Below are 20412 nucleotides of genomic sequence, written 5' to 3'. Positions count from 1 at the left end.
CCGTGGGACAGGTCACGGGGCTTCCGCTCTACAACCGGGCTGCCGTTGACACGGCAGCCGTCATGATCCGCGCCTACTCGACGTCCTTCGGGCTGGCTTCACGGCTGCTGGCTCCCCGCACCCGGCGCCAGATCGAAACCATTTACGCCCTGGTCCGCTTGGCGGACGAGATCGTGGACGGTGTGGCTGCGGCAGCGGAGGTTCCTCCCGCAGAGATTCGGCGGATGCTTGATGGATTGGAGGCAGAGACAGCCAGCGCCCTGCGCACCGGCTACAGCGTGAACCTGGTGGTGCACGCCTTTGCGCTGACCGCGCGCCGGACAGGGATCGGCACGGACCTTACCGCTCCGTTCTTCCGCTCCATGCGGGCAGACCTGACCCGGGCCGAACACACCCAGGCGAGCTTCGAGGACTACGTCTACGGATCCGCCGAAGTGATCGGCCTGATGTGCCTCCAGTGTTTCCTTGACGGCCGCCCGGTTCCCGCTGACCAGGAAGTGCGGCTGCGCGAAGGTGCCCAGCGGCTTGGCTCCGCCTTCCAGAAAGTGAACTTCCTCCGGGACCTGGCGGAGGACTTTGAGGCCCTGGGCCGCAGCTACTTCCCGGGCGTCACTGTGGACGCCTTCACCGAGGAAGACAAGCACCGGCTGCTGGATGACATCGAAGCGGACCTCGTCGTCTCGGGCGCGGCCATCGCCGAGCTGCCCCGGGACTGCCGGCCCGCCGTCGCACTGGCCCAGGAACTGTTCGCGGAGCTTGCCCGAAGGCTCCGCCGGACCCCCGCATCCCGGCTGCGCACCACCCGGATTCGCGTGCCGAACCCCGTCAAGCTGCGGATCGCCGCGGACGTGGTCTACCGGCACCGGCTGCGCCGCAGCTCCATACCGGCTCTCTCCACCCCCGACGCCGAAAGGGCGCCATGACCTCCGGAATCTCCAGCCCCAGCCCGCGTACCGCCGTCGTTATCGGCGGAGGAATCACCGGCCTCGCCACTGCAGCCCTGCTGGCCCGGGAGGGCCTGGAAGTGACGGTGCTGGAAAAGAACAGCACTCCCGGCGGGCGCACCGGCAGCTGGGAAACGGACGGCTTCCGCTTCGACACCGGCCCGTCCTGGTACCTGATGCCGGAGGTATTCGACCATTTCTTCCGCATGCTGGGCACCAGCGCGGACGAACAGCTGGAACTGGTGCAGCTTGACCCCGGATACCGGGTGTACTTCGAGGATGACGCTGACCCGGTGGATGTGCAGGCCACCCGTGCGAAGAACGTTGCGTTATTCGAGTCGCTGGAGCCCGGAGCCGGTGCCCGGCTGGAGAGTTACCTGGATTCCGCGGCCGAGGTCTACGACATGGCCAAGAAGCGTTTCCTGTACAGCACCTTCGCCTCCTTCCTGCCGCTGCTGCGCCCGGATGTACTCTCCCGCGGGCCGCGGCTGGCAAAGCTGCTGCTGCAGCCGCTGAGCTCCTTCGTGGCGAAACGGTTCACCGACCCTCGGATCCGGCAGATCCTGGGGTACCCGGCGGTGTTCCTGGGCTCATCCCCGTTCACGACGCCGAGCATGTACCACCTGATGAGCCGGCTGGACCTGTCCGACGGCGTGCTCTATCCGCGCGGCGGGTTCCACCGGCTGATCACGGTGATCGCGTCCCTGGCCGAGTCCGAAGGCGTGAAAATCCAGCTGGACGCCAACGTCACCGCCATCCGTACCGAGCCGCAGCGCAAGGGCAAGGCCCGGGCTACCGGAGTCGAATACCGCGACGCCGCCGGCATGCCTGCAGTGCTCGACGCGGACCTGGTGGTTTCCGCCGCGGACCTGCACCACACTGAAACCCGGCTGCTGCCCGCGCAGCTGCAGACCTACCCGCCGAAGTACTGGGAATCCCGGATCCCCGGACCCGGAGGCATCCTCCTGCATCTGGGCGTCCGCGGCGAACTGCCGGAGCTGGCGCACCACACCCTGCTCTTCACCAGGGACTGGGAAGCGAACTTCGAGAAGATCTTTGGCAGGCACACTTCCGTGCCGGACCCGGCATCCCTGTACATCTGCAGGCCGTCGGCCACGGACGAGGACGCAGCCCCGGAGGGACACGAGAACCTGTTCGTGCTGGTTCCCGTCCCGTCGGACCCGGCGCTGGGCGTCGGAGGCGTGAACGGGGCCGGTGATTCGCGGCTTGAAACGATGGCGGACACCGTCATTGACCAGATTGCCGGCTGGGCCGGCATTCCGGACCTCGCCGAGCGGATCACCGTGCGCCGCACGGTGGGACCTGGAGACTTCAGCGCGGACTTCAACTCCTGGAAGGGAACGCTGCTGGGCCCGGCACACGTGCTGAAGCAGAGTGCTTTCCTGCGCGGGACCAACGCCAGCCGCAAGGTTGACGGCCTGCTGTACGCCGGCGGGTCAACACTGCCCGGAATTGGGCTGCCGATGTGCCTGATCAGCGCTGAACTCGTGCTCAAGCGGCTGCGCGGGGACACCAGCACCGGGGCGCTGCCCGAACCGCCCCGGACAGCCGGAAAAACCCGCTGATGGGGGCCTTGTACCTGCTGTTCCTGGTGGCGTCGATTGGCTGCATGGTGCTGCTGGACCACCGTTTTCAGCTGTTCTTCTTTTCCGGGGCACCCCGGCGTGCCGCCGTCGTCCTAGCCGCAGGCCTGGTGTTCTTCCTGGTCTGGGACCTGTTCGGCATTGGCCTGGACATCTTCTACCGCGGAGAAACCCAATTCATGCTCGGCGTCGAGCTGGCACCCCACCTGCCCCTGGAAGAAGCCTTCTTCCTGGCCTTCCTCTGCTACCTGACCATGGTGCTGTTCGGTTTGCTGAAAATAGCTGCGGCCCGCTTCGGCAGGCACCGCACTGAGGCGGAGGCGCAGCGGTGACGTACTGGGTGCTTAACCTCTGCTTCCTGGTTCCTGCCGCGGCGCTGCTCTCCGCGGCACTGCTGCGCCGCCGTCGCACGGGCCTGCGAAACCGCGCCTTTACCCTGCGGCTGGCCGGAACCGCCGGCGTGCTGCTGGGTCTTACCGCCGTCTTCGACAACCTGATGATCGCCGTCGACCTGTTCGGTTACAACCCGAGCCGTATCTCCGGTGCGTTCCTGGGTCTGGCACCGCTGGAGGACTTCGCTTATCCGCTGGCGGCCGTCCTGCTCCTTCCCGCACTGTGGGAACTGCTCTCGCCGCGCACCGCCGCCCCCTCCAAGGAGAACCAATGAGCGCCCCCGCCACCCGCACGTCCGGCACCCTGCGGATGCTGCTGCTCTCCTCCCGGCCGCTCTCCTGGGTGAACACTGCCTATCCGTTCGCCGCCGCGTACCTGCTGACGACAGGCGGCATCGACGCCGCCTGGGTAATCGGCACGCTGTACTTCCTGATCCCCTACAACCTGGCCATGTACGGCATCAATGATGTCTTCGACTACGAATCGGACCTGCGCAATCCGCGCAAGGGCGGCGTGGAAGGCGCCCTGCTGGACCGCCGGTTCCACCGCATCACACTGTGGGCTGCGGTGGCTGCCAATGTGCCGTTCCTGGCGGTGCTGGCGCTGCTGGGCTCCCCGCTGTCCTGGCTGGTGCTGGCGGTCAGCGTGTTCGCGGTGATCGCCTACAGTGCTCCCGGCCTGCGGTTCAAGGAACGGCCGTTCCTCGACTCCATTACTTCGAGTACGCACTTCGTCTCCCCGGCCGTGTACGCGCTGGTGCTGGCCGGCGCGCAGTTCACCCCGGGACTCTGGGCGGTGCTGGGCGCGTTCTTCCTGTGGGGCATGGCGAGCCAGGCCTTCGGCGCCGTGCAGGACATCATTCCCGACCGCGAGGGCGGGCTGTCCTCCATCGCCACCGTACTCGGCGGCAAGACCGTAGTGCGGCTGGCCTTCGCGGCCTACGCTGCGGCCGGAGCCCTGATGCTGCTCACCCCCTGGCCGGCGCTGCTGGGATCCTTGCTGGCGGTGCCGTACCTGCTCAACCTCGTGCCGTTCCTGGGCATCACCGACGAACGGTCCGAGGAAGCGAACACCGGCTGGAAGCGGTTCCTGAAGCTGAACTTCCTGACAGGTTTCCTGGTCACCATGCTGCTGATCTGGTATTGGCCCTCCCGCTAACCCCAGCAATCGAGATAACAGAAACTGCACGTTACAGCGCTGAGACGAGCCGTTTCTGTCATCTCGATGGGGAGGACATGAAAAAGCGGCCGGCCCCGAAGGGACCGGCCGCTTTTCAGGTAGCTGAAGGGCCGCAGGTTACTCTGCGACGCCGACGAACTCGGCCTTTTCGTTGGCCGTGGTCTCGCCCGAGGCGAGGTTGGCCCGCAGCTTGGCGCCGAGCTCGGCGTCAACGTTGGTCCAGTACTGGATCGCAGCTTCGCGGATGTGCGGGCGCTGCACACCGGAGACTGCACCGGTGATGGTCTCCAGGAAACGCTCCTTGGCGGCGTCGTCGAACACCTCGCGGTACAGCGTGCCGGCCTGGCCGAAATCGCTGTCCTCGGAGTGCAGTGTCGCAGCGGAACGCACCAGGGCGCCGTCATTCTCCCACGTGCCTTCGCCGGCGAGCGCCGGGTCGGCCACGGGGCCGCCCAGGGTGTTCGGGGCGTAGACCGGGGTCTCCGGGGAGTTGAAGGAGAAGCGGCCGTAGCCGTCCTGGGAGTAGTTGTTAATCGGGGCCTTCGGCGCGTTGACCGGCAGCTGGTTGTAGTTGGTGCCAACGCGGTAGCGCTGGGCATCCGGGTAGGAGAAGATGCGGGCCATCAGCATCTTGTCCGGGGAGGCTGCGATGCCCGGAACCAGGTTGGCGGGGGAGAGTGCCACCTGTTCGATCTGGGCGAAGAAGTTCTCCGGGTTGCGGTTCAGGGTGTGGGTACCCACCTTGATGAGGGGGTAGTCAGCGTGCGGCCAGACCTTGGTCAGGTCGAACGGGTTGAACCGGTAGTTCTTGGCATCTTCGTACGGCATGACCTGGACGTGCAGGTCCCAGGACGGGAAGTTGCCGGCAGCGATGTTCTCGTAGAGGTCGCGGCGGTAGTAATCGGCGTCGGCCCCGGCAATGCGCTCTGCTTCCGCACCGGTGATCTCGTGGTTGCCCTGGTTCGAGGTGAAGTGGTACTTCACCCAGAAGCGCTCACCGGCAGCGTTGATCCACTGGTAGGTGTGCGAGCCGAAGCCGGGCATTTCGCGCCAGGAGCGCGGGATGCCGCGGTCGCCCATCAGGTAGGTGACCTGGTGTGCGGACTCGGGAGACTGGGTCCAGAAGTCCCACTGCATGTCTGCGTCACGCAGGCCGGAACCCGGGAGGCGCTTCTGCGAGTGGATGAAGTCCGGGAACTTGATGCCGTCGCGGATGAAGAACACCGGGGTGTTGTTGCCCACGATGTCGTAGTTGCCCTCGGAGGTGTAGAAGCGCAGTGCGAAACCGCGGACATCGCGCCAGGTGTCGGGCGAGCCCATTTCACCGGCAACGGAAGAGAACCGCTGGATGGTTTCGGTGGTGGCGCCGGGCTGGAAAACAGCGGCACGGGTGTACTTGGACACGTCTTCGGTGACGGTGAATTCGCCGAACGCGCCGCCGCCCTTGGCGTGCACGATCCGCTCCGGGATGCGCTCCCGGTTGAACTGGGCAAGCTTCTCAACCAGGTAACGGTCGTGGAGGACAACCGCGCCGTCAGCTCCGTGGGACAGCGAGTGTGCGTCGCTGGCAACCGGAGTGCCGGTCTGGGTGGTGGTGAAGTTCGACATTCTCTCTCTTTCTTCTTTTGGGTCGAGTGGTAAAGCCAAGGGTCAGGGAGTCTTGCCGGCAGTGTCCGGCTTCGCTGCGCAGTCGGCGCAGAGGCCCTGATAGAGCACATCGGCAATCTGGATGGTCATGCCGTGAGTGTTGCTGGGGGTCAGGCACGGTGCGTGCCCGACGGCGCAGTCAACGTCCTCGATGCGCCCGCAGCCGGTGCACATCGCGTGGTGGTGGTTGTCGTCAACGCGCGTCTCGTAGAGGGCAGCGGAGTGCGGCGGTTCAATGCGCCGGAGCATCCCCGTTTCCGTGAGGTCGGTGAGGACTACGTAGACAGACTGGAGGCTGATGTCCGGAAGGGTGGCCCGCACAATGGCTGCGACTTCGTCCGCACCTGCGTGTGGCGAATGGTCGACGGCGTCCAGCACGGCCAGGCGCTGCTTGGTGACCCGGCGTCCGTGTGCACGCAGCTGCGCTGACCACTTGTCAGTGGCTGCCGCGGAGGCTGCTGTGGAAGTCATGCAACAACAGTAGCCCTTATTCTGAAGTATTCATAATAAGGTTCGCCTAACACTCCGGATTAGGCTGGTAACGCGGCGGTGAGCGCTGCCGCGAACCAGGAGGCGATGTGTCCGCTACAGCTGCCCGGCCCGAGGTGCGCCGCCTGCGCGCGGGCGACACGGAGGTGGGAATCCGTTCGTCCGGAACACCCGGGCCGGACGTAGTCCTGGTTCACGGAATCGGCGCGTCCTCCCGCTACTTCGAGCCGCTCGCACGTGAGCTTTCACATGACCACAACGTCCACCTGGTCGAGCTGCCCGGCCATGCCGGGATGGAACGGCCGCGGGAGGCGCTGACCATGGCAGGCTACGGCGCCTCCGTAGCCGGGGCCCTGCGCCAGGCGGGCATCGATGACGCGCTGCTGGCCGGCCACTCCATGGGCTGCCAGGTGGTGGTGGAAGCCGCGCTCGCGGATCCTCAACTTGTGGCGTCCCTGCTGCTTCTGGCTCCCACCGTGAACCGGGCTGAACGCAAGATTGCAGCCCAGGCATTCCGGCTGGCGCAGGACACCCTGCATGAGACTTTCGCCGTTAACCGCATCGTGTTCAGCGACTATCTGCGCACCGGCCCGCGCTGGTACCTCGGCACCCTGCGCCGGATGATGGACCACCGGATGGAAAAGCGGCTGGCACTCACAGACTGTCCCGCGGCGGTGATCAGCGGCAGCAGGGATCCGATCGTCCCGCGCTCCTGGCTGCTGCGGCTCGAAGAGGCCCGCGACGGCGTCGTGCTCGGTGAGGTGCCCGCTGCACCCCACGTGCTGATGTGGAACAGCCCCGAACCCACCGCCGAGTGGGTGCGCAGACTGCGAAAGGCCGTGCAGTGAGCGGCACGGGGTTCCGGCCGGACGCCGTGCGTACCGTGAAGCACCGGCTGCGGCTAGCCGCCGCGTGGGCGGCCGACTATGCCTATGTGGCCCGCTGGCAGGTCCAGGGTTTCCTGCGCCGCCAAGATCCATCCGGCTACGTGCATCCCGATCCCGGTGCCGGACGGCGGGGGGCGATCGTGCTGATTCCGGGGGTCTATGAGGACTGGCAGCTGCTGCGTCCGCTCGCCGAGGCGCTCGCTGCGCGCGGACATCCGGTCCATGCCGTGAAGACGCTGGGCTACAACCGAGGCAGGATCGACGAAATGGCGCGGCGGGTGGAACACTACCTGGCTGCGGAAGACCTTGACGGCGCAGTGATTGTTGCGCACAGCAAGGGAGGGCTGATCGGCAAGCACGTCCTCCTGGGAGCGGAAGGCCACCGCATCCGGCGCATGGTGGCCGTGAACGCACCCTTCTCCGGATCCCCCTATGCCCGCTACTTCCTTGTCCCGTCCATCCGCGCATTCTCCCCGCGCAACGAACTGCTGCGGGGACTGCAGGCCAGCCGGGAGGCAAATGCGCGGATCACGTCGATCTATGCGGCTTTCGATCCGCATATTCCCGGCGGCAGCCGGCTCGACGGCGCCCGCAATCTGCAGCTGGAATCAATGGGACACTTCCGGCCGCTGGGGGATGCGGAGCTGCATCAGCTGGTGGTGCACGAGGTGGAGGCAGGGGACGCCTGACCCGGCCGGAGGGGAGGGGGCACCTGCGCGAGCGCCTGCCCTAGCTTGCTCCCTGCGCGAGCGCCCGCTCGACCGCTGACTGGACCCCGGAAGTCCACGGCTCCCCATGCCCGGTGAGCACCGTGGGGGCACCGGTCTCCGCCAGTGCGTGCAGTGAGGCGAGCGCCGCGGCGCTGTCTGCCGTCGCAGCCCCGGAGACGATCTGCGGTCCGCGGCCCCCGGTGTAGGGGTTCAGGGTCACCAGGGCGTCTCCGGCAATCAGCGCCCCGCGGTCCTGGAAATACAGCGCCGTGTGTCCGGCGGTGTGTCCCGGGGTGGGGATCAGGAGCGGTGCGCCCGGCAGCGCCGCAGCAGCTGCCGCATCCAGATCCAGTACGTCGGCCACGCCGCGGACCAGCAGCGCGCCGGCCATCGTCATGGCACCGAGCTGGCGCAGGGACGCCGGGAACCGCAGCGGGTACTGGAACCGGGGCCGTTCATGGCCGTAGCGGTAGGGGTGGGCGGCAATGTAGTGGTCCGCGGGATGGGCCAGCACCGGTGCACGGAACTCAGTGCGCAGTTTCGCGGCCGTGCCCACATGGTCAAAGTGCCCGTGCGTCAGCACGATGGCGCTGACCGACTCCGGTCCGTAGCCCAGGGAGCGGACAGCGGAGGAAATTGCGTGCTGGGCGGCGGGAAGGCCGGTGTCCACGATCAGCACCTCGCCGTCGCCCTCCACCAGGTACGCGTTGGTGTAGGCGTGCTCAATCAAGTGGATGCCCTCGGCAACATTGCGGGTCAGCATGGATCCTCCTGGTGGACAACGGGGACGTCCCGGGCGAACGGCCCGGAGCAATATCGTAAGCATGCTTTGCTTCGGGAGGGGGTGTTTTGGCCGGATGCACAGTGCACGGGATCACGGAACATCCGCGGCGCTCGCCTAGACTGCTCTGGTGCCCAGACTGCTAGCCGATCTTTCCCCGCTGCGTGAAAGCCGGGATTTCCGCCGGCTCTGGACCGGAACTGCGCTCTCTGCCGTAGGCACGCAGCTGACACTTGTTGCCGTGAGCCTGGAGGTGTACGAGCTGACGCAGTCCAGCCTCTACGTCGGCATGCTAGGCGTGGTGGGGCTGGTGCCGCTGGTGCTGGCCGGACTCTACGGCGGTTCAGTGGTGGACGCATATGACCGCCGGAAAGTCGCACTGTTCTCCGCTGCCGTCCTTTGGCTGACCACTATCGGCATTGCAGTCCAGGCCTGGCTGGGCCTTGAAAGCGTGTGGCTGCTTTTTGCCCTGGTGGCTGTCAACGCCGGCGCCGGCGGACTGAACCACCCGGCCCGCAGCGCCATTATTCCGCGCCTGGTGCGCCCCGAAAAGCTCCCGGCGGCCAATGCGCTGAGCATGATCACCTTCGGCATCGCCATGGCGGCCGGTCCGCTGCTGGCCGGCGTGCTGGTGGGCCAGGTGGGCTACGGCTGGACGTACACGATCGACGTCGTCACCTTCACCGCAGCCATGTGGGCGCTGTACCGGCTGGACCCGATGCCACCCATAGGGCAGGTACACAAAGCGGGCCTGAAATCAGTCCTGGAGGGGTTCACTTTCCTGGGCACGCGGCCAAACATCCGCATGACGTTCATCGTGGACCTGGCCGCGATGGTGCTGGCGCAGCCGCGGGCACTGCTGCCCGCCGTCGGGGCGTTGATGCTCGGCGGCGGAGCCGAGACCGTGGGCATCCTGCTGGCGGCCACCGCCGCCGGTTCCTTCCTCGCCGGACTGTTCTCCGGCCCGCTGGGCCTGGTGCGCAGGCAGGGGCTGGCCGTGATGTGGTCGGTGGTTGCCTGGGGATTGTCAGTCTCTGCTTTCGGCGTAGTGGTGGTCCTGGCAGGGGAGCACGACGGCGGCGGCGTGTCACCGTGGCTCCTGCCAGCCGCGCTGGCCATGGGAGCAGCCGGCATCGCGGACTCAATCAGCGGCGTCTTCCGCTCCACGATCCTGCAGGCCGCCACGCCGGATGCGATGCGCGGCCGGCTCCAGGGTGTGTTCGTAGTGGTGGTCGCCGGCGGTCCGCGGCTCGGCGACCTGGTGGCCGGCGTCGACGCATCCTTCCTGGGCGAAGGCTGGGCCGCCGTGGCCGGGGGCCTGGCCTGCGTTCTCGCCGTCCTGGCCCTGTCCCGGCTGCAGCCGGCATTCGCCCGCTACGATGCCCGCCATCCGGCACCGTGATGCCCTGTACCGGCCCGGGACGGGCATGGAACAGCACAGCGGGCAGATACGTTAACGCTGAGGAAAGTACCGCGGAAGGTTTTGGACCTGCGCTCCTGTGGGGGCGCGGGGCCTTCCGCCCAGGAAGGATCGTGGACACGTGCACCGACATTTCAACGGTTTGAAGACGGCAGCCCTCTTCGGGGTGCTCTTCGCTGTGCTGCTGGGTATCGGCGGCCTGTTGGCCAGCGGCACCGGCAGTTCCTCGTTCATCTGGATTTTCCTGATCATCGGGCTTGCCACCACCGCGTACAGCTACTGGAACAGTGACAAGCTCGCCATCCGTGCCATGCACGCGGTACCCGTCACGGAGGCCCAGGCACCGGAAATGTACCGGATTGTCCGTGAGCTCTCTGCCAAGGCCAACCAGCCGATGCCGCGGCTGTACATTTCGCCGACCATGGCGCCCAACGCCTTCGCCACCGGCCGCAACCCGCAGAATGCGGCCGTGTGCTGCACCCAGGGAATCCTGCAGCTGCTCAACGAACGCGAGCTGCGCGGTGTGCTGGGCCATGAGCTGATGCACGTCTACAACCGGGACATCCTCACCTCATCGGTTGCGGCCGCGATCGCCGGAGTCATCACCTCGCTCGGCCAGTTCCTGCTGTTCTTCGGCGGCGGCGACCGCCGCAACCAGAACCCGCTGGCCATGATCGCCATGGCAATCCTCGCGCCGCTGGCCGCTTCCCTGATCCAGATGGCCATCGGGCGGACCCGGGAGTACGACGCCGATGAAGACGGTGCGACGCTGACTGACGACCCGCTGGCTCTGGCATCTGCGCTGCGGAAGCTGGAAACCGGCACCCAGCAGGCACCGCTGCCCAACACGGACCAGAAGCTGGTCAACACCTCCCACCTGATGATTGCCAACCCGTTCCGCAACGGCGTGCGCGGCCTGCTGGCCACCCACCCGCCGATGGCGGACCGGATCCGCCGCCTCGAAAACATGGCGGGCCGTCCCCTCGGTTCCTAACCGAACTGCCCAAGCGGAACCGGCAACGACACAGAGAGCGAGCACAGATGCGGCTGATCCTCGTCCGCCACGGCCAGACGCCGTCGAACATTGAACGGCTGCTGGACACCGGCGCACCCGGTCCCGGCCTGACCGACCTCGGGATGGCTCAGGCGGCGGCCCTGCCGCAGGCGCTGGGGCACGAACAGATCAGCGGGGTCTATGCATCCAACCTCGTGCGCACGCAGTTCACGGCAACACCGCTTGCCGACGCCCTGGCCCAGCCGATCGAGGTACGGGACGGGCTGCGGGAAATCTCCGCCGGCAGCCTGGAAATGCGCGGTGACAGCGAGTCCATCCAGGCTTACCTGCGCACCGTCTACGCCTGGGTGCAGGGTGACCTGTCCGTGCAGATGCCCGGCGGGCCGGACGGCGCCGAGACCCTGGGCCGCTTTGACGAGGTGGTGGCTGAGCTCCAGAGCGCCGGGGAGCAAACGCCGGTGCTCTTCAGCCACGGCGCAATCATCCGGGCCTGGGCCACCGCGCGTGCCCGCAACGTGGGGCCGGATTTCATCATCCACAACGCCCTGAGCAACACCGGAATCGTGGTGCTTGAAGCAAGGCCCCGTCCAGAGGCGCGCGGCTCCGCCTGGGAGCTGCTTACCTGGCAGGGAGAAGCCGTTGGCGGCTCGGCGCTGGAAGACCCGGAGACAGACGGTCCCGTTGCCGAAGATATCGAGCCCGTCTCCTAGGAAAAGAGAACGACGGCGGCGCTCCCCGGGACCGGGGTTGCGCCGCCGTCGTGGTGTCCGGCCGGACGGAACGCCTAGCGGAAGTTGATGAACTGCAGGTCAACATCCAGGTCCGCGCCCTTGAGCATGGCCATGGTGGCCTGCAGGTCGTCGCGGGACTTGGAACTGACGCGCAGCTCGTCGCCCTGAATCTGGGACTTGACGCCCTTGGGGCCTTCGTCGCGGATCATCTTGTTGATCTTCTTGGCCTGGTCCTGGGCGATGCCTTCCTTCATGGAGGCTTCAATCCGGTACTCCTTGCCGGAGGCGTACGGCTCGCCGTCATCGAGGGACTTCAGGGAGATGCCGCGCTTGACCAGCTTGGACTGGAAGACGTCCAGGACAGCCTTGACTCGCTCTTCCGAATTAGCCTTCATCAGGATCTTCTCGCCGCTGAAATCGACCTCGGCGCCGACGCCCTTGAAGTCATAGCGCTGGGCAATTTCCTTCTGCGCCTGGTTCAGGGCATTGGCAACTTCCTGCTTGTCGATCTTGCTGACGACGTCGAATGATGACTCGCTGGCCATAGTGCGCTCCTTGGGTAGTTCGGTTGTTCCTGCCCACCAGCCTAATAGGTGGGCAGGGCGAGCGGGCAGCGTCGCAGCTCACAGGAATCATCCAGCCGCAATGCACGGTCCTCCCATTTGGCTGGGTAAGGGTTGAGTTCATGAGCGCGCACCCCACTGCCCCGAAGGAACCTCCGCGGACAGCCCTGCCGGCTGCCGGCCAGGCACACGCCCCGGTGCCGCCCGGAACGCCGCTTCCGCCCGGTGCAGCGGCCCAGGTGTCCGCCGCGTCGCCGCGGCGCTCTGCAGGGATCCGGTTGCGCCAGGCAGCGGCCTCCTCGGTGCTGGCGGCTGTTTCAGTGACTGGAGTGGGCGCGGCAGCAGCCCAGGCCAGCGAACCCCGGGAAGCGGCAGTGTTCCTTCCCGCCGGAGACGACGCCGCGGCCAGTGCTGCCGCTGCCCGGGACGCCGACGCCAGGCGGGGCGCCGAACGCCTGGCCGGTGTCAGGGAGGATCTTGCCAATGCCGTGGCCTGGGGGAGCGTGACTGCTGAGCAGGCGGCACATTTCTACGCCCAGATCAGCGCCCGGATTGACCGCGGACTCTAGCCCGGGGGCCCGATTCGATTCTTGGCAGAATCTTCTGTAAAGTTGTCTTGCCCGCGGTTACCGCGGACAAAGTCTTCGCAAGAAGGCCTTCGGCAGATTACCCGAGCGGCCAAAGGGGGCTGACTGTAAATCAGCTGGCAATGCCTACGGGGGTTCGAATCCCTCATCTGCCACCGAAGAGAGAGCATCCCCGGTCTGAGGACCGGGGATGCTCTTTTGTGTTCGCACGTCCCGGGGCAGGGAAAGCTGCCCGCAGGCAAAATCTCGGAAATAAAGCACCCGTTATGGGCAGGCCCCCAAGAACTATAGTGGCTAGGCCGTCTAGTGTTTCTAAGCATGAAAGAGGACCTGGCTCTGGACCGGCTTGCCGAAGATTTCCGGGAAGCGCTGCGCGAGGCCGTCTACCTCGTGCGCCATATGGACACGGAGTTCGGAATCACGTCCAACCAGCTGGGTACGCTGCGGATGGTTGCCGGTGACGGCATGCGGGTTTCCGACATAGCCAGAAACCTGGGAGTCAAGGTGCCCAGCGCCACTGAACAGATCATCCGCCTGGAGCATGCCGGGCTGGTGCGCCGCAGCCCGGATCCGGAGGATTCACGCGGGGTCCGGGTCAGCCTAACTCCTGACGGGCACCGGAAGCTCACCGTAGAGACCCAGAGACGGGAATCGCTGCTCTCCGATCTGCTGGCACGGCTGGGCGAAGGCGAACGCGAAAAACTGCGCGAAGCGTTCCCCGTGATCGCCAAGGTGACCCAGATGGGATTCTCGGCCTTGACCTAGACGGGGTCTTCACCGCAGAGCGAACAATTGCAGACATCGCGCGGCTCGGCCTATAGCGTGGGCTGTATGGCAACTATCGACATCACCGAGGCAACGTTCCCCGAAACCATTGAGGAAAACGACATTGTGTTCGTTGACTTCTGGGCGGACTGGTGCGGCCCGTGCAAGCAGTTCGCACCGGTTTACGACGCCGTCTCGCAGCAGCACGAGGACATCACCTTCGCGAAGGTGGATACCGAGGCAGAGCAGGGCCTGGCTGCCGCGGCCGGCATCACCTCCATCCCTACGCTCATGGCGTTCCGCGAAAAGGTGCTGGTGTTCTCCCAGCCCGGCGCGCTCAACGCCAACCAGTTCAGCGAACTGGTTGAGGCCGTCAAGGGACTGGACATGAAGGCAGTCCACGAGCAGATTGCGGCCCAGGAGCAGGGCCAGCCTGCCGCAGGCCAGGACGGCCAGGTCAGCTAGCACCCCGGCGCCGCCGCGGCTTCCAAATCCCGGAAGGGAGCTTCTCCGGCAGCGGAGGAGCTCCCTTCTGCGCTGTGCGCTGTCCGGCGTTAGGCCCGGCGCGCCGGAGGAGATTTTCAGTGCCGAACCGCTCTAGCCGCACACGCCGCCGAGTTGTAGGCTCGGAGGCTCCGGGGGACCTGAGCGGCCCGCGGGCTGCCGTCCGCCGGGATACCCAGTCAACGTTGACCAAGGTTAGAAGGCGAGGAATACCAATGAGCGGTAACCGAGCAGTTGCTTATATTGAGCCTGGTGTCGTGGAAGTCCAGGACATCGACTACCCCACCTTCGAGCTGAAGGACGGCCCGGGTGTCAACCCGGCCAACGTGGGCCGGAAACTGCCCCACGCGGCTGTCCTGAAAGTTCTGACGACCAACATTTGCGGTTCTGACCAGCACATGGTCAGGGGGCGCACCACCGCGCCCGCGAACCTCATCCTCGGCCACGAGATCACCGGCGAGGTGGTGGAAACCGGGCCAGATGTTGAATTCATCAAGGTTGGTGACGTGGTCTCCGTCCCCTTCAACATCTCCTGCGGCCGCTGCCGGAACTGCAAGGAACGCAAAACCGGCATTTGCCTGAACGTGAACCCGGACCGTCCCGGAAGTGCCTACGGCTACGTGGACATGGGCGGCTGGGTGGGCGGCCAGGCGGAATACGCCCTGGTGCCCTATGCGGACTGGAACCTGCTGAAGTTCCCGGACTCTGACCAGGCGATGGAAAAGATCATGGACCTGACCATGCTCTCCGACATCTTCCCTACCGGCTACCACGGAGCCTTTACTGCCGGCGTGCGGACCGGCTCCACGGTGTACGTGGCCGGCGCAGGCCCGGTGGGGCTGGCAGCGGCCGCAAGCGCACAGCTCCTGGGCGCCGCCGTCGTCATAGTGGGTGACCTGAACGAGGACCGGCTGGCGCAGGCACGCAGTTTCGGCTGCGAGACAGTGGACGTGTCCAAGGGTGATCCCAGGGACCAGATTGAACAGATCCTGGGCGTGCCGGAGGTTGACTGCGGTGTTGATGCGGTGGGATTCGAGGCCCGCGGCCACGGACACGACGCAGGGCACGAAGCGCCGGCCACGGTTCTGAACTCCCTGATGAGCATCACCGCCGCCGGCGGGGCCCTGGGCATCCCGGGCCTCTACGTTACCGGCGACCCGGGCGGAATCGACGAGGCAGCGAAGGTCGGTTCGCTCTCGCTGAGCCTGGGCACCGGCTGGGCGAAGTCGCTGTCATTTACCACCGGCCAGTGTCCGGTGATGAAGTACAACCGGGACCTGATGATGGCCATCCTCAATGACAGGGTGCAGATTGCCAAGGCGGTGAACGCCACCGCGATCCGCCTCGACGATGCCCCCCAGGCTTATCGGGAGTTCGACTCCGGTGCGGCCAGGAAGTACGTCATCGACCCGCACGGTGTTACCGGAGCCAGCGCCAACTAGGCTTCGTCCCAAAGGGCCGCCGGGACGGCAAAAGCGTAATCTGCGTCCCCGGCGGCCCTTTGCGCGCCCGGATCTTCCGCCTTCCGGAGCCGCCTCGCTAGACTCGATCCGCCGGAGACACCCCTCCAGACTCATGGACCTCCGGAGTCACCACTCATGCGGGACACGAGTTGGAAGCGGGGATCAACATGCTCGAACTTCTCATCCGCCGGGGTGCGCCTAAAACCGCCCGCCGGGACGCGACCGTACCGGGCCGGACGGGGAGAGCCGCGAGGACCCTGTACGGCGAAGGCACGCCATGAACGGCGCAGATACCGCCTGGGTCCTGGTCTGTGCGGGGCTGGTGCTGTTCATGACGCCCGGCCTGGCCCTGTTCTACGGCGGCATGGTCCCGGTGCGGAATGTGCTGACCATGATGATGCAGAACATTATTCCGCTGGGCATCATCACCCTCACCTGGGTGCTGGTGGGGTACACCCTGGCCTTCAGCAACAAGGGCAATTCTGTCCTGGGAGAGTTTGATGCCTTCGCGCTGGTCAACGTGGATACGCCGCAGTTCCACACTGTTGCGGCCGGGGTGACAATTCCGGCCCTGGCCTTTGTCGCCTACCAGATGATGTTCGCCGTCATCACGCCGGCGCTGCTTACCGGTGCGACTGCCGGGCGGCTGAAGTTCGCCGGCTGGACCGTTTTCCTGGTGGTCTTCTCGATAGCGGTGTACCCGCAGGTTGCCCGCTGGCTCTGGCACCCCAGGGGATGGCTGTCGCAGCTGGGCGCGCAGGACTGGGCCGGCGGGCTGGTAGTTCATGCTTCCGCCGGCGCGGCCGCACTGGCTGTCCTCCTGGTTGTGGGACGCCGCCGGGGATGGCCCAGGCTCAGGACGTCCCCCAACAACCTCCCCCTGATGCTGGTTGGCGGGGGCATCCTGTGGTTCGGCTGGTTCGGGTTCAACGCAGGAGACGGGCTGCAGGCCAACGACATCGCCGCCCAGGCGCTGATTAACACCCATGTGGCCGGCAGCTCCGCCATGGTCACCTGGCTGATCGTCGAACGCCTGACCAGCGGGCACTCCACCCTTGTCGGAGCGGTGTCCGGAGCCGTCGCCGGCCTGGCCACAATCACCCCCTGTGCCGGATACGTCAGTACTGGATCGGCTCTGCTGATCGGGCTGATCGCCGGCTGCGCGTGCTGTTTTGCGGTCCGGCTCAAGCACCTTCTGCGTTACGACGACGCCCTGGACGTGATCGCTGTCCACTTCGTTGGAGGCCTCAGCGGGTCCTTGCTGCTGGGCTTTTTCGCGGACAGTGCGGTGAATCCGGTTAGCGCGGACGGCCTGTTCGCCGGCGGCGGCGGGATCCTGCTGTGGCACCAGGTAGTGGCGGTCGTCTGCGTCGTGGCGTTCTCGTTCGTGCTCAGCTGGCTGGCCGCCGCCTTGATCAGCAGGACCCTCGGCCTGCGCGAGCCGGGTCCGGAACAGGATTCCCTGGACATGGTGCAGCAGGGCCAGTCCGCCTATTCGCTCAGCGGGGTCACCGCCCGCCCGACAACCAGCGGACGCGCTGCTGAAGCTCCGCGGCCGAATGCGGCCCGGCCGGGCGCGCCGCGGCATCTGATCAGCGCGGCCGTCAACACGGAAAGGATCGACGGCCTGCGCGATGCCCTGCTGCTGGCCGGGGCCCGGTCCCTTGAACTCGCGGAGACCACGGTCTACACCGGCCAGGTCCGCACCGAGGTTTTTCGGTCCGACGTGCGGAAGCTGGACTTCGAGGACAGGACGCGGGTGAGTGCGGCGGTGGACGACGAGCATGAAGAGGCAGTAACTGCCGTCCTTCGGCGCTTCGGCGCTGAACCGGAGTCCATCCACCGGCTGGAAATCAGTCCGTAACCGCCGCGATTCCGCCCACAGAACAGGTCCCGGGCCGCGCTGGCGCCTCGGGACCTGCCGTGCGGGACTTAGCCGCGGTGCAGTGCGACGGGTTCTGCCAGCAGGGCGCTCAGGGATTCGTCCAGGTCCTGTTTGGCGGACCCGCGGGAGTGCCGGGCGAGGTCGTCTTCGGATGCCCACTGCTCGGTCAGGACCAGCCGTTCCCCGGACTCCTCGGTGATCTCATACCGGAGGCAGCCGGGTTCGGCCTGGACCTGCTCGATCGCGATCTCCAGGGCCAGTTTCACCCGGAAGAATTCTCCGGGGTTGGGAATGAATACGGCGGTCAGGTCTACGGGTGCGCTCATTCATCCCACTTTAGGCGAACCTGCGGCCGGAAGGCCTCTAGTGCCTTCGGTGGTCCTGCGGAGTAAGCCGGGGCCCGTAGGCCTGTTTGCGGAAACCGGTCAGGACAATCAGGCGCACCACCCGCTGGCGGTGTCCGCGCCACGGTTCCAGCAGCGCCAGCATGCCGGCGTCGTCAGTTCGCTTGCCGGTGAGGGCGGCGCCCACGTAGGCCGCGAGGTGGAAGTCGCCCACGGAAACGTGGTCCGGTGAACCATGGGTGCGCTGGAGGATCTCCGCCGCAGACCAGGGGCCGATGCCGGGCAGGGACTGGAGCTTGGCGCTTACTGCGTCTCCCAATGGTTCGGCTGCCAGGCGTTCAAGGCCCGACGCCGAGGCGCTGGCACGCAGGATGGTGCGGGAACGGTGCGAATCGACTCCGGCGCGGTGCCACTCCCAGCTGGGGATTCGCCGCCATCCGGCGGCATCGGGAGGGAGCATCAAACCGGGCGGAACCGGCCCGGGTGCAGGTTCGCCGAAGCCCCGCACCAGATAGCGCCAGGCATGGACTGCCTCCATCTGCGTCACCTTTTGGCCCAGCACAACCGGTATCAGGGTCTGCAGGATCCTCCCGGTGCTGGGCAGCCGCAGGCCGGGATGGTGCCGCCGGACCTCCCGGATGCCGGCAGGCAGGGTCGCGAGGAAACCGGGATCGTCGAAGGAGGACCAGTCGTCCTGCTCACCGAGCAGCGAAGGAACGGAAGCGAGCGCCTGCTCTGCGCCCGGCCCCCAGGCCCGGACCGAAACCCTGGCGGGGGAGTGCAGCGCGCCGGCGTGCTGCCGAAGGCAGAGAGTGGCCGGTCCGGCGGCAGTGCGGAAAGCCAGCCACGCTCCGGTTGGAGAGACCTGCACGGTGGGGTCGGAACCGCCGAGCGCCACGGTCCTCAGTGTTCCGGCGAGTTCCAGCGGGCGGGAAGACTCAAACTCGCCGCGCAGGCAGGCCGATCCGGAAGACATGCCACCATGCTCGCACGTTCGGAGTGAACTTCCGTCCCAAAACAAGGCCGTCACTACGCAAGTTTGCTACGCCGTGTTCAGCACAGCCTCTTCCTTCCCGGCCCAGCCAGTAACGTGGTGCCCATGAAGTATGCCAACACTGTCCTGGACCTGATCGGCAACACCCCGCTGGTGAAACTCCACCACGTCACCGAAGGCATCGAAGCCACGGTGCTGGTGAAGCTGGAGTACCTCAATCCCGGCGGATCCATCAAGGACCGCATCGCCGTGAAGATGATCGAAGCGGCCGAGTCCGAGGGCAAACTCCGCCCGGGCGGGACAGTTGTTGAACCGACCAGCGGCAATACCGGCGTCGGGCTGGCCCTGGTGGCCCAGCAGAAGGGCTACAGCTGCATCTTCGTCACACCGGACAAGGTTGGTGTGGAGAAACGGGACGTCCTGCGCGCCTACGGTGCCGAGGTAGTGGTGACGCCCACCGCCGTCGCTCCGGAAAGCCCCGAGTCCTACTACGGTGTCTCCGACCGCCTGGTTCGCGAAATCGACGGCGCCTACAAGCCGGACCAGTTCTCCAACCCGGCGGCCCCCGCCAGCCACTACGAGTCCACCGGGCCCGAAATCTGGAACGACACAGAGGGCAGGCTCACCCACTTCGTCGCGGGTGCAGGCACCGGCGGAACCATCACCGGCACCGGTCGCTACCTGAAGGAAGTCTCTGCGGACCGGACCTCCGGACCGGTGAAAATCATCGCCGCGGATCCGGAAGGGTCAGTGTACTCCGGCGGGACCGGGCGCCCGTACTTCGTTGAGGGCGTGGGCGAGGACATGTGGCCGGGCAACTACGATCCCTCGGTTCCTGACGAGGTCATTGCCGTCAACGACGCCGAGTCCTTTGCCATGACCCGCCGCCTGGCCCGCGAAGAAGGCCTGCTGGTGGGCGGCTCCTCCGGCATGGCCGTAGTCGCCGCGCTGCGCGCAGCCAAGGATCTGGGGCCGGAGGACGTCATGGTGGTCCTGCTGCCGGACAGCGGCCGCGGCTACATCGGCAAGATCTTCAACGACGGCTGGATGAAGTCCCACGGGTTCCTGGCTGAGACGGATCAGGGCGCCACCGTTGCGGACGTGCTTGCCTCCCGTGGCGGCGAAGAAGCCCCGTACGTGCCCAAGTCCGCCACCGTGCTGGAGGCAGTCGAACTGCTGGCCCGGCACGGCAGCGCACTTCCGGTGCTTGCCCACGAACCCCCCGCGGTGCTCGGCGAAGTCCACGGTTCGGTGGACGAGCGCTCGCTGACCGAAAAGCTCTTTCGGGGCGAAGCCAAGCCGGGAGATCCCGTCAGCGACCATCTCTCGGCCAAGCTGCCGCAGATCGGTGCGGCTGAATCCGTGTCCGCCGCCATGGAGCGCCTGGCGGATGCTGACACGCTGCTGGTCGCATCCGGCGGCGGCTGGCACGGCGTCCTGACCCGCCGTGACCTGCTCTCCTACCTCAGCGCCTAGGCCCGGCACACAGGCACAAACCCCGACCGCC

At 66.5% G+C, this 20412-nt stretch carries 22 protein-coding genes and 1 tRNA gene; 17 read left to right on the top strand and 6 right to left on the bottom strand.

The window, feature by feature from the left end:
• The first annotated feature begins 2 nt into the window (after positions 1 to 2).
• Genes ITX31_RS07660 through ITX31_RS07640 form a run of 5 tightly spaced genes read left to right on the top strand, consistent with a single transcriptional unit; the run spans position 3 to position 4099 of the window.
• Positions 3 to 923 carry a phytoene/squalene synthase family protein gene (locus tag ITX31_RS07660; protein ID WP_323745611.1) on the top strand — a complete coding sequence of 307 codons (921 nt, stop codon included), beginning with the start codon at positions 3 to 5 and terminating at the stop codon, positions 921 to 923.
• On the top strand, positions 920 to 2530 hold the full coding sequence (crtI, locus tag ITX31_RS07655) for a phytoene desaturase family protein (protein ID WP_194782835.1): 1611 nt from the start codon (positions 920 to 922) through the stop codon (positions 2528 to 2530). Before ITX31_RS07660 ends, crtI begins: the two co-directional genes overlap by 4 nt.
• Complete coding sequence (locus ITX31_RS07650) at positions 2530 to 2880, top strand: lycopene cyclase domain-containing protein (protein ID WP_194782834.1); 351 nt, start codon at positions 2530 to 2532, stop codon at positions 2878 to 2880. The genes crtI and ITX31_RS07650 overlap by 1 nt, the downstream gene beginning before the upstream one ends.
• Positions 2877 to 3215 carry a lycopene cyclase domain-containing protein gene (locus ITX31_RS07645; RefSeq protein WP_194782833.1) on the top strand — a complete coding sequence of 113 codons (339 nt, stop codon included), beginning with the start codon at positions 2877 to 2879 and terminating at the stop codon, positions 3213 to 3215. Before ITX31_RS07650 ends, ITX31_RS07645 begins: the two co-directional genes overlap by 4 nt.
• Positions 3212 to 4099, top strand: a complete 888-nt coding sequence (locus tag ITX31_RS07640; protein ID WP_194782832.1) for a prenyltransferase — start codon at positions 3212 to 3214, stop codon at positions 4097 to 4099. Before ITX31_RS07645 ends, ITX31_RS07640 begins: the two co-directional genes overlap by 4 nt.
• A gap of 138 nt (positions 4100 to 4237) precedes the next feature.
• Here ITX31_RS07640 and ITX31_RS07635 read toward each other — a convergent pair whose 3' ends face one another.
• Together ITX31_RS07635 and ITX31_RS07630 are read right to left on the bottom strand one after the other, a co-directional pair.
• Positions 4238 to 5728, bottom strand: coding sequence for a catalase (locus ITX31_RS07635; protein WP_194782831.1), 1491 nt, complete (start codon positions 5726 to 5728; stop codon positions 4238 to 4240).
• 42 nt (positions 5729 to 5770) lie between these two features.
• Entirely contained in the window at positions 5771 to 6238 is a 468-nt protein-coding gene (locus ITX31_RS07630) for a Fur family transcriptional regulator (RefSeq protein ID WP_194782830.1), read from the bottom strand.
• Between the two features lie 107 nt (positions 6239 to 6345).
• Between ITX31_RS07630 and ITX31_RS07625 the strand changes: the two genes are divergently transcribed.
• Both ITX31_RS07625 and ITX31_RS07620 read left to right on the top strand, forming a co-directional pair.
• The gene (locus tag ITX31_RS07625) at positions 6346 to 7104 is read left to right on the top strand and encodes an alpha/beta fold hydrolase (protein ID WP_194782829.1); all 759 of its coding nucleotides are present in this window, start codon (positions 6346 to 6348) and stop codon (positions 7102 to 7104) included.
• The gene (locus ITX31_RS07620) at positions 7101 to 7832 is read left to right on the top strand and encodes an esterase/lipase family protein (RefSeq protein WP_323745610.1); all 732 of its coding nucleotides are present in this window, start codon (positions 7101 to 7103) and stop codon (positions 7830 to 7832) included. Before ITX31_RS07625 ends, ITX31_RS07620 begins: the two co-directional genes overlap by 4 nt.
• Before the next feature lie 40 nt (positions 7833 to 7872).
• Here ITX31_RS07620 and ITX31_RS07615 read toward each other — a convergent pair whose 3' ends face one another.
• Complete coding sequence (locus ITX31_RS07615; protein WP_194782828.1) at positions 7873 to 8616, bottom strand: MBL fold metallo-hydrolase; 744 nt, start codon at positions 8614 to 8616, stop codon at positions 7873 to 7875.
• A 148-nt stretch (positions 8617 to 8764) separates the two neighbouring features.
• Between ITX31_RS07615 and ITX31_RS07610 the strand changes: the two genes are divergently transcribed.
• From ITX31_RS07610 to ITX31_RS07600, 3 genes are all read left to right on the top strand, one after another.
• Complete coding sequence (locus ITX31_RS07610; RefSeq protein WP_194782827.1) at positions 8765 to 10036, top strand: MFS transporter; 1272 nt, start codon at positions 8765 to 8767, stop codon at positions 10034 to 10036.
• Between the two features lie 139 nt (positions 10037 to 10175).
• Positions 10176 to 11048, top strand: coding sequence for a zinc metalloprotease HtpX (gene htpX, locus ITX31_RS07605; protein WP_194782826.1), 873 nt, complete (start codon positions 10176 to 10178; stop codon positions 11046 to 11048).
• Between the two features lie 47 nt (positions 11049 to 11095).
• The gene (locus tag ITX31_RS07600) at positions 11096 to 11779 is read left to right on the top strand and encodes a histidine phosphatase family protein (RefSeq protein WP_194782825.1); all 684 of its coding nucleotides are present in this window, start codon (positions 11096 to 11098) and stop codon (positions 11777 to 11779) included.
• 74 nt (positions 11780 to 11853) lie between these two features.
• Here ITX31_RS07600 and ITX31_RS07595 read toward each other — a convergent pair whose 3' ends face one another.
• On the bottom strand, positions 11854 to 12345 hold the full coding sequence (locus tag ITX31_RS07595) for a YajQ family cyclic di-GMP-binding protein (RefSeq protein WP_055239270.1): 492 nt from the start codon (positions 12343 to 12345) through the stop codon (positions 11854 to 11856).
• Between the two features lie 140 nt (positions 12346 to 12485).
• Between ITX31_RS07595 and ITX31_RS07590 the strand changes: the two genes are divergently transcribed.
• From ITX31_RS07590 to ITX31_RS07565, 6 genes are all read left to right on the top strand, one after another.
• Entirely contained in the window at positions 12486 to 12932 is a 447-nt protein-coding gene (locus ITX31_RS07590; protein WP_194782824.1) for a hypothetical protein, read from the top strand.
• 91 nt (positions 12933 to 13023) lie between these two features.
• A tRNA-Tyr gene (locus ITX31_RS07585) sits at positions 13024 to 13105 on the top strand.
• Between the two features lie 163 nt (positions 13106 to 13268).
• Complete coding sequence (locus tag ITX31_RS07580; protein WP_194782823.1) at positions 13269 to 13715, top strand: MarR family winged helix-turn-helix transcriptional regulator; 447 nt, start codon at positions 13269 to 13271, stop codon at positions 13713 to 13715.
• A gap of 66 nt (positions 13716 to 13781) precedes the next feature.
• Positions 13782 to 14180, top strand: coding sequence for a thioredoxin (gene trxA, locus ITX31_RS07575; protein ID WP_194782822.1), 399 nt, complete (start codon positions 13782 to 13784; stop codon positions 14178 to 14180).
• Between the two features lie 254 nt (positions 14181 to 14434).
• Positions 14435 to 15661, top strand: coding sequence for a formaldehyde dehydrogenase, glutathione-independent (gene fdhA / locus ITX31_RS07570; RefSeq protein WP_194782821.1), 1227 nt, complete (start codon positions 14435 to 14437; stop codon positions 15659 to 15661).
• A gap of 298 nt (positions 15662 to 15959) precedes the next feature.
• Entirely contained in the window at positions 15960 to 17546 is a 1587-nt protein-coding gene (locus ITX31_RS07565) for an ammonium transporter (RefSeq protein WP_194782820.1), read from the top strand.
• 68 nt (positions 17547 to 17614) lie between these two features.
• Here the strand turns inward: ITX31_RS07565 and ITX31_RS07560 are convergent, their stop codons facing one another.
• Together ITX31_RS07560 and ITX31_RS07555 are read right to left on the bottom strand one after the other, a co-directional pair.
• Entirely contained in the window at positions 17615 to 17893 is a 279-nt protein-coding gene (locus ITX31_RS07560) for a putative quinol monooxygenase (RefSeq protein WP_194782819.1), read from the bottom strand.
• Positions 17894 to 17930: 37 nt separating this feature from the next.
• Positions 17931 to 18887 carry a DNA-3-methyladenine glycosylase family protein gene (locus tag ITX31_RS07555; RefSeq protein ID WP_228529100.1) on the bottom strand — a complete coding sequence of 319 codons (957 nt, stop codon included), beginning with the start codon at positions 18885 to 18887 and terminating at the stop codon, positions 17931 to 17933.
• A 123-nt stretch (positions 18888 to 19010) separates the two neighbouring features.
• Between ITX31_RS07555 and ITX31_RS07550 the strand changes: the two genes are divergently transcribed.
• Positions 19011 to 20381 carry a cystathionine beta-synthase gene (locus ITX31_RS07550; protein ID WP_194782818.1) on the top strand — a complete coding sequence of 457 codons (1371 nt, stop codon included), beginning with the start codon at positions 19011 to 19013 and terminating at the stop codon, positions 20379 to 20381.
• Positions 20382 to 20412: the final 31 nt, after the last annotated feature.

The sequence above is a fragment of the Arthrobacter gandavensis genome (assembly GCF_015355785.1).
Lineage (GTDB): Bacteria > Actinomycetota > Actinomycetes > Actinomycetales > Micrococcaceae > Arthrobacter_B > Arthrobacter_B gandavensis_A.
Note: the sequence above shows the minus strand (reverse complement) of the source record. Positions and strands in the feature narration are given on the sequence as shown.